A 12,672-nucleotide genomic window follows, 5' to 3' on the forward strand; every position below is an offset into this window, starting at 1 on the left:
TATAAACATATCTAGTTATATATTACCCGCTCTGACTGGCAGTACGATGTTCATTTGAAGATCATGCTGCCTCGTTAGAGCCTTATTGATTCGATCAACCATCATCCGGTGTAGATTGCCTGATATTTGACGGCAATCAAGGGTTAAACCTGGAGATTAAAAGGGAGGTAGGCCCCTTGTTAGACGTTAATAATTTTGAGTATATGAAAATTGGTCTTGCTTCACCAGACAAGATTCGTTCTTGGTCCCATGGAGAAGTTAAAAAACCAGAAACAATCAACTATCGTACGTTAAAGCCAGAAAAAGACGGTTTATTCTGTGAGAGAATTTTTGGACCTCAAAAGGACTGGGAATGTCATTGCGGAAAATATAAACGTGTTCGTTATAAAGGCGTAGTCTGTGACCGTTGTGGCGTTGAAGTCACTCGTGCTAAGGTACGTCGTGAGCGTATGGGTCATATTGAGCTGGCAGCTCCAGTTTCACACATATGGTATTTTAAAGGAATTCCTAGCCGTATGGGACTTGTACTTGACATGTCTCCACGGGCTTTGGAAGAAGTTATTTACTTTGCATCTTACGTCGTAACTGAAACGGGCGATACTACTTTAGAAAAGAAACAGCTTCTTTCTGAAAAGGAATATCGTACATACCGTGAAAAATACGGTAAGAAATTCCAAGCTGCCATGGGTGCGGAAGCCATTAAAAAACTTTTACAAGATATTGATACGGAAAAGGAAGTAGAGTCGTTGAAAGAGGAGCTTAAAACAGCTCAAGGACAACGCAGAACCCGTGCAATCAAACGCTTGGAAGTGCTTGAAGCGTTCCGTAACTCCGGAAATGAGCCTTCATGGATGATCCTTGACGTGCTTCCGGTCATTCCACCGGAACTTCGTCCTATGGTTCAACTTGATGGAGGACGTTTTGCCACATCTGATTTAAACGATTTATATCGCCGTGTTATCAACCGTAATAATCGGCTGAAAAGATTACTGGATCTTGGAGCACCAAGCATTATCGTTCAAAATGAGAAGCGTATGCTGCAAGAAGCTGTCGATGCTCTTATCGATAATGGCCGTCGAGGCCGTCCGGTAACTGGTCCAGGTAACCGTCCGTTAAAATCTTTATCTCACATGTTAAAAGGTAAACAAGGTCGTTTCCGTCAAAACCTTCTTGGTAAACGTGTTGATTATTCTGGCCGTTCCGTTATCGTAGTCGGACCAAACTTAAAGATGTACCAATGTGGTCTTCCGAAAGAAATGGCGATTGAATTATTCAAACCATTCGTTATGAAGGAGCTTGTTCAAAGAGGTCTAGCACATAACATCAAATCCGCTAAGCGAAAAATTGAACGTTTATCTCCTGAAATATGGGATGTATTAGAAGAAGTTATTAGAGAGCACCCAGTACTATTGAACCGTGCACCGACTCTTCATAGACTCGGGATCCAAGCATTTGAGCCAACGTTGGTTGAAGGTCGCGCAATTCGTTTGCATCCGCTCGTATGTACAGCTTACAATGCTGACTTCGACGGTGACCAAATGGCGGTCCACGTTCCTCTATCTTCTGAAGCCCAAGCTGAAGCACGCATGCTTATGCTTGCAGCACAGAACATTTTGAACCCTAAAGACGGTAAACCTGTCGTTACACCTTCTCAAGATATGGTATTAGGTAACTATTACTTAACATTGGAAAGAGAAGGCGCTATCGGTGAGGGTATGATCTTTAAAGATACAAGTGAAGCATTACTTGCATACCAAAACGGATATGTACACTTACATTCCCGTTGTGCCGTACATGCATCGTCACTAAATAATGAAACATTCACTGAAGAACAAAACGGACAACTTCTAATTACAACTGTCGGTAAATTGATCTTCAATGAAATCTTACCAAAATCATTCCCGTATATTAACGAACCTACACGATATAATTTGGAAACCAAAACTCCAGAGAAATATTTTGTGGAAAAAGGCGCTAATATCCCTGAATTGATTAAGGCTCAACCTGCTATCGATCCTTTCAAGAAAAAAATCCTTGGAAATATTATTGCAGAAGTCTTTAAACGCTTTAAAATTACCGAAACATCCAAAATGCTTGACCGGATGAAAGATCTTGGATTCAAATATTCGACAAAAGCCGGTATTACCGTTGGTGTGGCTGATATTGTCGTTTTAAAAGAAAAACAGGAAATCATTACTGAGGCTCAAACCAAAGTGGATAATGTCTTGAAACAATTCAGACGTGGTCTTATTACTGAGGATGAGCGTTATGATCGCGTCATTTCAATTTGGAGTGCTGCCAAGGATACCATTCAGTCCAAACTTATGGACTCACTGGACCGACGCAACCCGATCTTCATGATGAGTGACTCCGGTGCCCGTGGTAATGCTTCCAACTTTACGCAGCTTGCGGGTATGCGTGGTTTGATGGCCAACCCGGCTGGACGTATCATTGAATTACCGATCAAATCAAGTTTCCGTGAAGGTTTAACAGTGTTGGAGTACTTCATCTCTACACATGGTGCGCGTAAAGGTCTTGCCGATACAGCACTTAAAACTGCCGATTCCGGTTACCTTACCCGTCGACTTGTTGACGTTGCCCAAGATGTCATCATCCGTGATGACGATTGTGGAACGGACCGCGGCTTGAAGATTTCAGCCTTGAGAGAGGGTACTGAAATAATTGAGCATCTTGAAGAGCGCCTAGTGGGCCGTTATGCAAGAAAAGCGATCAGACATCCAGAAACAAAAGAAGTAATCGTGGCTGAAAACGATCTTATTACTGAAGATCTTGCTAACTATATTGAATCACTTGGAATTGAAACAGCTTGGATCCGTTCTGCCTTTACATGTAACACCAGCCATGGTGTATGTAAAAAATGTTATGGACGCAACCTGGCTACAGGTCAAGAAGTTGAAGTGGGCGAAGCAGTCGGTATTATTGCCGCTCAATCAATCGGAGAACCTGGTACACAATTAACAATGCGTACATTCCATACAGGTGGGGTTGCTGGGGATGATATCACTCAAGGTCTTCCTCGTATCCAAGAAATATTTGAAGCGAGAAACCCTAAAGGTCAAGCTGTCATCTCCGAAATCGAAGGAACGATTGTTTCGATTAATGAAATTCGGGATAAACAACAGGAAATCGTTGTTCAAGGTGCAGTTGAATCGCGCACATATACTGCGCCATACACTGCCCGTTTAAGAGTAACTGTTGATACTCCTGTCCGTCGCGGTGAAGAGTTGACAGAGGGTTCTATCGATCCGAAAGAATTGCTTAAGGTTACAGACGTTCTTACTGTTCAGGAGTACCTGCTTCATGAAGTTCAAAAAGTATACCGGATGCAAGGCGTTGAGATCGGTGATAAACATATCGAGGTAATGGTTAGACAAATGATGCGTAAAGTCCGTGTGCTTGATGCAGGCGAAACTGAAGTGCTTCCAGGAACATTATTGGATGTTAACCAGTTCACTACTGCAAACACAGATGCATTGCTGACCAACAAATTACCAGCTACAGGCCGCCCTGTATTGCTGGGTATCACAAAAGCATCTCTAGAAACGGATTCCTTCTTGTCCGCCGCGTCATTCCAAGAAACTACCAGAGTCTTGACTGATGCAGCAATAAAAGGAAAACGTGATGAATTGCTTGGACTTAAAGAAAATGTCATCATCGGTAAACTTGTTCCTGCAGGAACAGGAATGCTTAGATACAGAAAAGCAAACCCTGTCGTTGTTGGTGATGAAAGTGCCGATACAGTAACAGTGGATTAAAGGAAAAAGGACCAGCTCAATAATTCAAACTGAAAACCGCACTCCTGTATGTTGGGAACTGAAGGATCAGGATTTATTGAGCTGGTCTCTCTTATTACTCATGGTTGAATAAAAAGCCGTATGAGGATTTGATATATTCCCTTTAGGCAAATTGATTATCTTAATAGAATTATGTAAGGAAAACCTTTTGCTGAAATTATTTTTTGAAAGAAGTTGACAGTATCCGACTAATAATGATACTATAGCAAAGGTGCTCCTATGTTACCCTGTAACTTTGGAGGATATGGACCATGTCTTATGAAAAAGTAATACAGGCAAAGTCAGTGATTATAGGGACGAAACAAGCAGTTAGAGCTCTTAAAAACAATTTAATTCAAGAAGTTATCATCGCTGATGATGCAGATATATACTTGACTGGGCGTGTCATTGAGACCGCTAAAGAATTGGATGTTCCTATCACATATGTTGATTCGATGAGAATGCTTGGCAAAGCATGTGGTATTGATGTCGGAGCAGCAACTGTTGCCATCAAAAAGTAAAAATGTTTTTGCAATTATATTTGCAAAAACTTTGTTTTTACCCATTTATGAACCACCTGGATGTGTGGTACTAGAAATGAAAACGTGAAGGGAGGAAAAATGTAATGCCTACTATTAATCAATTAGTGCGTAAAGGACGCGAGTCTAAAGAGGTTAATTCAAAATCTCCAGCACTTAACAAAGGCTACAACAGCTTTAAAAAAGCACAAACTAACGTATCATCTCCGCAAAAACGTGGTGTTTGCACTCGTGTGGGTACTATGACACCGAAAAAACCAAACTCCGCGTTACGTAAATATGCGCGTGTACGTTTAACAAATGGTATCGAGGTAACAGCTTATATCCCAGGTATCGGTCACAACCTACAAGAACACAGCGTGGTTCTTATCCGTGGCGGTCGTGTAAAAGATTTACCAGGGGTACGTTACCATATCGTACGTGGTGCTCTTGATACTGCTGGAGTTAACAATCGTATGCAAGGCCGTTCTAAATACGGTACTAAGCGTCCGAAAGCAGCTAAAAAATAATCTCAAACAAAAATTGAACTTTCTTGAAAGGAGGAAATATAATGCCTCGTAAAGGACCTGTAACGAAAAGAGACGTATTACCAGATCCAATTTATAATTCAAAACTTGTGACTCGCTTAATCAACAAATTAATGGTTGATGGACAAAGAGGTAAATCACAAAAAATTCTTTACTCTGCATTTGATTTAATCAAAGAACGTACTGGCAATGAGCCAATCGAAGTATTCGATCAAGCACTTAAAAACATCATGCCTGTATTAGAAGTAAAAGCACGCCGTGTGGGTGGAGCTAACTACCAAGTACCAGTTGAGGTGCGTCCAGACCGTAAATCGACACTAGGACTTCGTTGGTTAGTAAACTACTCTCGCCTTCGTGGAGAAAAAACGATGGAAGAGCGTTTAGCTTATGAAATCATGGATGCTGCTAACAATACTGGAGCAGCCGTTAAGAAACGTGAAGATACACACAAAATGGCTGAAGCCAACAAAGCTTTCGCTCATTATCGCTGGTAAGATTAATCACTATAAAATCCTTATAGAAGGAAGGAGAAAGACAAATGGCAAGAGAGTTCTCCTTAGCAAACACTCGTAATATCGGTATCATGGCTCACATCGATGCTGGTAAAACGACAACAACAGAACGTGTTCTATATTACACTGGTAAAATCCACAAAATTGGTGAAACGCACGAAGGTGCTTCACAAATGGACTGGATGGAACAGGAACAAGAACGCGGAATCACGATCACTTCCGCTGCAACGACTGCACAGTGGAAAGGTCACCGAGTAAACATCATCGATACACCTGGACACGTAGACTTCACAGTTGAAGTTGAACGTTCTTTGCGTGTACTTGATGGAGCTGTAGCAGTACTTGATGCCCAATCAGGTGTTGAGCCTCAAACAGAAACAGTTTGGCGCCAAGCTACAACTTATGGTGTACCACGTGTCGTATTCGTAAATAAAATGGACAAAATCGGTGCAGATTTCTTGTATTCAGTTGGAACAATTCACGATCGTTTACAAGCTAACGCTCACCCAGTTCAGTTACCAATCGGAGCAGAAGATCAATTCTCTGCAATCATCGACCTTATTGAAATGAAAGCTCATTTCTACGGTAATGACCTAGGAACTGATATCTCTGTTGGTGAAATTCCTGAAGAACATCGCGAATTAGCTGAAGAGTACCGTGAAAAGTTAATTGAAGCAGTAGCAGAAGTTAATGAAGACTTAATGGAAAAATACCTTGGTGGCGAAGAAATCAGCATTGCTGAATTAAAAGCTGCTATCCGTACAGCAACCGTTAATGTTGAATTCTTCCCTGTTATTTGCGGATCAGCTTTCAAAAACAAAGGTGTTCAATTAATGCTTGATAACGTTATCGACTTCCTTCCATCTCCATTGGATGTGCCAGCTATCAAAGGTACATTACCGGATTCAGAAGACGAAGTAGAACGTCATTCGGACGACTCTGAACCGTTCTCGGCTTTAGCGTTTAAAGTTATGACTGACCCTTACGTTGGTAAACTTACATTCTTCCGAGTGTACTCAGGTACATTAGAATCAGGATCTTATGTAATCAACTCAACTAAAGGAAAACGTGAACGTATTGGACGTATCCTTCAAATGCACGCAAACAGCCGTGAAGAAATATCTACTGTATATGCAGGGGATATCGCAGCTGCAGTTGGATTGAAAGATACTACGACAGGAGATACTCTATGTGATGACAAGAACCAAGTAATTCTTGAATCCATGGTATTCCCAGAGCCTGTTATTTCACTTTCAGTTGAACCGAAATCAAAAGCAGACCAAGACAAAATGTCTCAAGCTTTACAAAAGCTTCAAGATGAAGATCCAACATTCCGTGCGCATACTGACCAAGAAACTGGTCAAACAATTATCGCTGGTATGGGTGAACTTCACTTGGACATCCTTGTTGACCGTATGCGTCGCGAATTCAAAGTAGAAGCTAACGTTGGTGCTCCTCAAGTAGCATACCGTGAAACTTTCCGTGGTTCAGCTAAAGTTGAAGGTAAATTCGTTCGCCAATCTGGTGGTCGTGGACAATTCGGACACGTATGGATCGAATTTGGTCCAAACGAAGAAGGTAAAGGATTCGAATTTGAAAATGCTATCGTCGGTGGTGTAGTACCACGTGAATATATCCCTGCTGTACAAGCTGGATTAGTTGATTCACTTGACCGTGGTGTACTTGCTGGTTACCCGCTAGTCGACATCAAAGCAAAATTATTTGACGGATCTTACCATGACGTTGACTCCAACGAAATGGCATTTAAAATCGCTGCATCAATGGCGCTTAAAAATGCAGCATCTAAATGTAAGCCTGTCATCCTTGAACCAATCATGAAGGTGGAAGTAGTTATTCCAGAAGATTACCTAGGCGACATCATGGGGGATATCACATCTCGTCGTGGACGCGTAGAAGGTATGGAAGCCCGCGGTAACACGCAAATGGTTAAAGCGATGGTTCCACTATCTGAAATGTTCGGATATGCTACATCTTTACGTTCTAACACTCAAGGACGCGGAACATTCTCTATGCACTTCGATCATTATGAAGAAGTACCTAAGAGCATTTCTGAAGAAATCATCAAAAAAAATAAAGGTGAATAATTGATTTTCATCTCTTATTAAAGTATAACTATCTTATGTAAGCTGTGATGGAAGAATTAGTCTTCTTTCACAGCCCTTATATACTTAATCTTTTATTTATAATTTTAAGGAGGAATTCCTAATGGGAAAAGCTAAATTTGATCGTTCAAAACCGCACGTTAACGTTGGAACAATTGGTCACGTTGACCATGGTAAAACAACTCTAACTGCTGCAATCACAACTGTACTTGCTAAATCTGGTGGCGCAGAAGCTCGCGCTTATGACCAAATCGATGGTGCTCCAGAAGAAAGAGAACGTGGTATCACAATCTCTACTGCACACGTTGAGTATGAAACAGCTAACCGTCACTATGCACACGTTGACTGCCCAGGACATGCTGACTATGTTAAAAACATGATCACTGGTGCTGCACAAATGGACGGCGGTATCCTAGTAGTTTCTGCTGCTGATGGCCCAATGCCACAAACTCGTGAGCACATCCTTCTTTCTCGTCAAGTAGGTGTACCATTCCTAGTAGTATTCATGAACAAATGCGACATGGTTGATGACGAAGAACTTCTTGAATTAGTAGAAATGGAAATTCGTGATCTATTATCTGAATACGATTTCCCTGGCGATGACATTCCGGTTATCAAAGGTTCTGCATTAAAAGCTCTTGAAGGTGACGCTGCTTGGGAAGAAAAAATCCATGAATTAATGGCTGCTGTTGACGAGTACATCCCAGAACCAACTCGTGACACTGAAAAACCATTCATGATGCCAGTTGAGGATGTATTCTCAATCACTGGTCGTGGAACAGTTGCAACTGGCCGTGTTGAGCGTGGACAAGTTAAAGTCGGTGACGTTGTTGACATCATCGGTTTCAACGAAGAGTCTAAACCAACAACAGTAACTGGTGTTGAAATGTTCCGTAAACTTCTTGACTACGCTGAAGCTGGTGACAACATCGGTGCACTACTTCGTGGTGTATCCCGTGAAGATATCCAACGTGGACAAGTACTTGCTAAACCAGGTACAATCACTCCACACACAAAGTTCAAAGCTGAAGTTTACGTTCTTTCTAAAGAAGAAGGTGGACGTCACACTCCATTCTTTACAAACTACCGTCCTCAGTTCTACTTCCGTACAACTGACGTAACTGGCATTTGTAACCTACCTGAAGGCGTAGAAATGGTTATGCCTGGAGACAACATTGAAATGACTGTAGAACTTATCGCTCCAATCGCTATCGAAGAAGGTACTAAATTCTCTATCCGTGAGGGTGGACGTACTGTAGGCGCTGGTGTAGTTGCTACAATCCAAGAATAATTGATTCATAAAACAATATCGGAAGGGACGCCTTCCGGGAGAAGCAGATGGGACGCCATCTGCTTTTTTTATTTTTAAAAAATGTACATGCTTCCTTCTATAAAGACCTGTAAAAAATGAAGTGGATTTAATGGTTTCAAGTGGGTTATTGAAATGAAGAAAATGGATATGAAAGACCGTGTAGAATGTACTTGTAAATCCTTGTGATAGTATGTATAATAATAAAAGTGTGTTGCACAAGAAAAATATAAGTTTAACTTGCATTATACTTGTGCTTTATGTATAATAGACAATGTTGGTCTTTGACTGCGATGATGTGGAAGGTTGCTGACACACCCGGCCGCTTTGCCATGGCGAGTGTGTGGGAAATTTCCATTGAGAAGGTCTATTTTAAAATAGGCGAAAAGGAGGGAAAATTATGGCAAAACAAAAAATTCGTATCCGTTTAAAAGCATATGATCACAGAATCCTTGATCAATCTGCTGAGAAAATTGTTGAAACTGCAAAACGTTCTGGTGCGGCTGTATCTGGTCCAATTCCATTACCTACTGAAAGATCGGTATATACGATCCTACGTGCGGTTCATAAATACAAAGATTCTCGTGAACAATTCGAAATGCGTACGCATAAACGTCTAATCGACATCGTTAATCCAACTCCACAAACAGTTGATTCATTGATGCGTTTAGATTTACCATCAGGCGTTGACATTGAAATCAAATTATAATTCATATAAATATGAACAATTACTCTAGGAGGTGTGACTTATGACCAAAGGAATCTTAGGAAGAAAAATCGGTATGACTCAAGTTTTTGCTGAAAACGGTGAACTTATTCCGGTAACAGTTATCGAAGCTGCTAATAACGTGGTTCTTCAAAAGAAAACTGTTGAAACTGATGGCTATGAAGCAGTTCAAGTTGGTTTTGAAAACAAACGTGAAAAGCTTTCTAACAAACCTGAAAAGGGCCATGTTGAAAAAGCAAATACTACTCCTAAGCGCTTCATTCGCGAATTCCGCGGAACGGATCTTACTGAATATGAGATCGGTCAAGAAGTCAATGTAAGTATTTTCGCTGAAGGCGATTTAGTAGATGTATCAGGAATTTCAAAAGGTAAAGGTTTCCAAGGCTCTATCAAGCGTCATGGACAATCTCGCGGACCTATGTCTCATGGTTCTCGTTACCACCGTCGCCCAGGTTCAATGGGTCCTGTAGCTCCAAACCGCGTATTCAAAGGTAAACTTTTACCAGGACGTATGGGTGGAGAACAAATCACAGTTCAAAACTTGGCTATCGTTAAAGTTGATGTTGAACGTAACCTACTATTGATCAAAGGTAATGTACCTGGTGCTAGAAAAGCGTTGATCAAAGTTAAATCTGCTGTTAAAGCAAAGTAATTTCTGAGAAAGGAGGAGCAATAGAATGCCAAAAGTTACATTGTTCAACCAAACAGGTTCACAAGTTGGCGACATCGAACTGAATGAATCCATCTTTGGTATCGAACCTAATAATCATGTATTATTTGAAGCAATCATCATGCAACGAGCTTCCTTACGTCAAGGAACTCATAAAGTCAAAAACCGTTCTGAAGTTGCAGGCGGTGGACGTAAACCTTGGAAACAAAAAGGGACTGGACGTGCGCGTCAAGGTTCTATCCGTTCTCCACAATGGCGTGGCGGTGGCGTTGTTTTTGGACCAACTCCAAGATCTTACGCTTACAAGCTACCTAAAAAGGTACGTCGTTTAGCTATTAAATCTGCATTGTCTGCAAAGGCATTGGAAGAGAACATTTTGGTTCTTGAAAGCTTGTCTTTCGAAGCTCCAAAAACAAAAGAGTTTGTAGCGGTTCTTAAAAACCTTTCTGTAGACACTAAAACGTTAGTCGTTACTGACGGTTTAGATGAGAAAGTTGCTCTTTCTGCACGTAACATCCCTGGTGTTACTGTAGTGGAAGCTGATGGTCTTAATGTTCTTGATGTTGTTTCACACAACAAATTGATCTTGACTAAATCAGCTGTCGAAAAAGTAGAGGAGGTGCTTGCATAATGGATGCACGCGATATCATTAAGCGCCCCGTAATCACTGAACGCTCTTCAGACATAATGGCTGAAAAGAAATATACTTTTGAAGTTGATGTTAGAGCTAATAAAACTCAAGTTAAAGATGCTGTTCAAGAAATTTTCGGCGTTAAAGTTGAGAAAGTAAACATCATGAATTACAAGGGTAAATTCAAACGCATGGGCAAACATGCAGGCTATACTAACAAGCGCCGTAAAGCTATTGTTAAATTAACTGCTGACAGCAAAGAAATCGAGCTATTCGAGGCTTAATTCATTAGAGAAGGAGGGAAATACAAATGGCGATTAAGAAGTATAAACCTACCTCTAACGGTCGACGTAATATGACAACTTCCGATTTTGCTGAGATTACTACAGACAAACCGGAAAAATCATTACTTGCTCCTTTACACAGCAAAGGCGGCCGTAATAACCAAGGTAAGTTAACAGTTCGTCATCAAGGTGGCGGCCACAAGCGTCAATACCGTATCATCGATTTCAAACGGAATAAAGATGGTATACCAGGACGCGTTGCTACTATTGAGTACGATCCAAATCGTTCTGCAAACATTGCATTAATTAATTACGTTGATGGAGAAAAACGTTATATCCTAGCTCCGAAAAACCTAGAAGTAGGTTTGGAAGTTATGTCAGGTCCAGAAGCTGACATCAAAGTGGGTAACGCTTTACCTCTTATTAACATCCCAGTTGGTACAGTAATTCATAACATCGAACTTAAACCAGGAAAAGGTGGACAATTGGTCCGTTCAGCAGGAACATCTGCTCAAGTACTTGGTAAAGAAGGTCGTTATGTTCTTGTACGTCTAAACTCAGGTGAGGTTCGTATGATTCTTGCTACTTGCCGTGCTTCAATCGGTCAAGTTGGTAATGAACAACATGAACTTATCAACATTGGTAAAGCTGGCCGTAACCGTTGGTTAGGTAAACGCCCAACAGTTCGTGGATCTGTAATGAACCCGAATGATCACCCACACGGTGGTGGTGAAGGTAAAGCACCAATCGGACGTAAATCACCAATGTCTCCATGGGGTAAACCTACTCTTGGATTCAAAACTCGTAAGAAGAAAAATAAATCCGATAAATTTATCGTACGTCGTCGTAAAAAATAACGGGATTGACCTACGGTTCATATATAGAACCGTAGAACAGTCACGAAGGGAGGTACTCGCATGGGTCGTAGCTTAAAAAAAGGGCCTTTTGTTGATGATCATTTATTGGTAAAAGTTGAAAAATTAAATGAAGCTGACAAGAAACAGGTAGTAAAAACTTGGTCTCGTCGCTCAACAATCTTCCCGCAATTCATCGGACACACTATCGCCGTTTATGACGGTCGTAAGCATGTGCCGGTTTATGTAACAGAAGATATGGTAGGTCACAAACTAGGCGAATTCGCGCCTACACGCACTTATAAAGGTCACGCAAGTGATGACAAGAAAACAAGACGTTAATGAGAGGAGGGCATCTCATGCAAGCTAAAGCTGTCGCTAAAACAGTTCGTATTGCTCCTCGTAAAGTGCGTTTAGTCGCAGATTTAATTCGAGGAAAACAAGTAGGTGAAGCAGTAGCGATTCTTCGCTTAACACCAAAATCTGCTTCTCCAGTCGTAGAAAAAATTCTGAAATCTGCTATCGCAAATGCAGAACACAACTACGAAATGGATATTAATAACCTAGTCGTTTCAGAGGCATACGTAAACGAAGGACCAACATTAAAACGTTTCCGTCCTCGCGCTCAAGGTCGTGCGAGTGCAATAAACAAACGTACTAGTCATATTACAATCGTTGTATCAGAAAAGAAGGAGGGGTAAT

13 protein-coding genes are annotated in these 12,672 nt (G+C 41.1%); all 13 read left to right on the plus strand.

Features of this window, described 5'->3' with window-relative positions; all coding sequences use genetic code 11:
* Nucleotides 1–176 precede the first annotated feature (176 nt).
* The 13 genes from rpoC (at nucleotide 177) to rplV (ending at nucleotide 12,671) form a co-directional block, all read left to right on the plus strand.
* Nucleotides 177–3,776 (plus strand): DNA-directed RNA polymerase subunit beta', encoded by a 3,600-nt coding sequence (gene rpoC / locus IOC57_RS16835; protein ID WP_207439801.1) that lies wholly within the window; start codon nucleotides 177–179, stop codon nucleotides 3,774–3,776.
* Between the two features lie 290 nt (nucleotides 3,777–4,066).
* On the plus strand, nucleotides 4,067–4,315 hold the full coding sequence (locus IOC57_RS16840) for a 50S ribosomal protein L7ae-like protein (protein WP_207439802.1): 249 nt from the start codon (nucleotides 4,067–4,069) through the stop codon (nucleotides 4,313–4,315).
* Nucleotides 4,316–4,419: 104 nt separating this feature from the next.
* Nucleotides 4,420–4,842 (plus strand): 30S ribosomal protein S12, encoded by a 423-nt coding sequence (gene rpsL, locus IOC57_RS16845; RefSeq protein WP_034305038.1) that lies wholly within the window; start codon nucleotides 4,420–4,422, stop codon nucleotides 4,840–4,842.
* A gap of 41 nt (nucleotides 4,843–4,883) precedes the next feature.
* Complete coding sequence (gene rpsG, locus IOC57_RS16850; protein ID WP_048677878.1) at nucleotides 4,884–5,354, plus strand: 30S ribosomal protein S7; 471 nt, start codon at nucleotides 4,884–4,886, stop codon at nucleotides 5,352–5,354.
* A gap of 44 nt (nucleotides 5,355–5,398) precedes the next feature.
* Nucleotides 5,399–7,477, plus strand: coding sequence for an elongation factor G (gene fusA, locus IOC57_RS16855; protein WP_207439803.1), 2,079 nt, complete (start codon nucleotides 5,399–5,401; stop codon nucleotides 7,475–7,477).
* Nucleotides 7,478–7,598: 121 nt separating this feature from the next.
* The gene (gene tuf / locus IOC57_RS16860) at nucleotides 7,599–8,786 is read left to right on the plus strand and encodes an elongation factor Tu (RefSeq protein ID WP_207439804.1); all 1,188 of its coding nucleotides are present in this window, start codon (nucleotides 7,599–7,601) and stop codon (nucleotides 8,784–8,786) included.
* 418 nt (nucleotides 8,787–9,204) lie between these two features.
* Nucleotides 9,205–9,513 carry a 30S ribosomal protein S10 gene (rpsJ, locus tag IOC57_RS16865; protein ID WP_019244375.1) on the plus strand — a complete coding sequence of 103 codons (309 nt, stop codon included), beginning with the start codon at nucleotides 9,205–9,207 and terminating at the stop codon, nucleotides 9,511–9,513.
* A gap of 40 nt (nucleotides 9,514–9,553) precedes the next feature.
* Nucleotides 9,554–10,183 (plus strand): 50S ribosomal protein L3, encoded by a 630-nt coding sequence (gene rplC, locus IOC57_RS16870; protein ID WP_076372869.1) that lies wholly within the window; start codon nucleotides 9,554–9,556, stop codon nucleotides 10,181–10,183.
* Between the two features lie 25 nt (nucleotides 10,184–10,208).
* A complete protein-coding gene (gene rplD, locus IOC57_RS16875) occupies nucleotides 10,209–10,832 on the plus strand; it encodes a 50S ribosomal protein L4 (RefSeq protein WP_034305025.1) in 624 nt (207 codons plus the stop codon).
* Nucleotides 10,829–11,116 carry a 50S ribosomal protein L23 gene (gene rplW / locus IOC57_RS16880; protein ID WP_170946989.1) on the plus strand — a complete coding sequence of 96 codons (288 nt, stop codon included), beginning with the start codon at nucleotides 10,829–10,831 and terminating at the stop codon, nucleotides 11,114–11,116. Before rplD ends, rplW begins: the two co-directional genes overlap by 4 nt.
* A 26-nt stretch (nucleotides 11,117–11,142) precedes the next feature.
* On the plus strand, nucleotides 11,143–11,973 hold the full coding sequence (gene rplB / locus IOC57_RS16885; RefSeq protein WP_034305021.1) for a 50S ribosomal protein L2: 831 nt from the start codon (nucleotides 11,143–11,145) through the stop codon (nucleotides 11,971–11,973).
* Between the two features lie 60 nt (nucleotides 11,974–12,033).
* Complete coding sequence (rpsS, locus tag IOC57_RS16890; protein WP_034305018.1) at nucleotides 12,034–12,312, plus strand: 30S ribosomal protein S19; 279 nt, start codon at nucleotides 12,034–12,036, stop codon at nucleotides 12,310–12,312.
* A gap of 17 nt (nucleotides 12,313–12,329) precedes the next feature.
* Nucleotides 12,330–12,671: a 50S ribosomal protein L22 gene (gene rplV, locus IOC57_RS16895; protein ID WP_034305017.1), complete on the plus strand. Its 342-nt coding sequence runs from the start codon at nucleotides 12,330–12,332 to the stop codon at nucleotides 12,669–12,671.
* The last annotated feature ends 1 nt before the right edge of the window (nucleotide 12,672 follow it).

This window comes from Bacillus sp. SD075 (assembly GCF_017355165.1).
GTDB lineage: Bacteria > Bacillota > Bacilli > Bacillales > DSM-1321 > Peribacillus.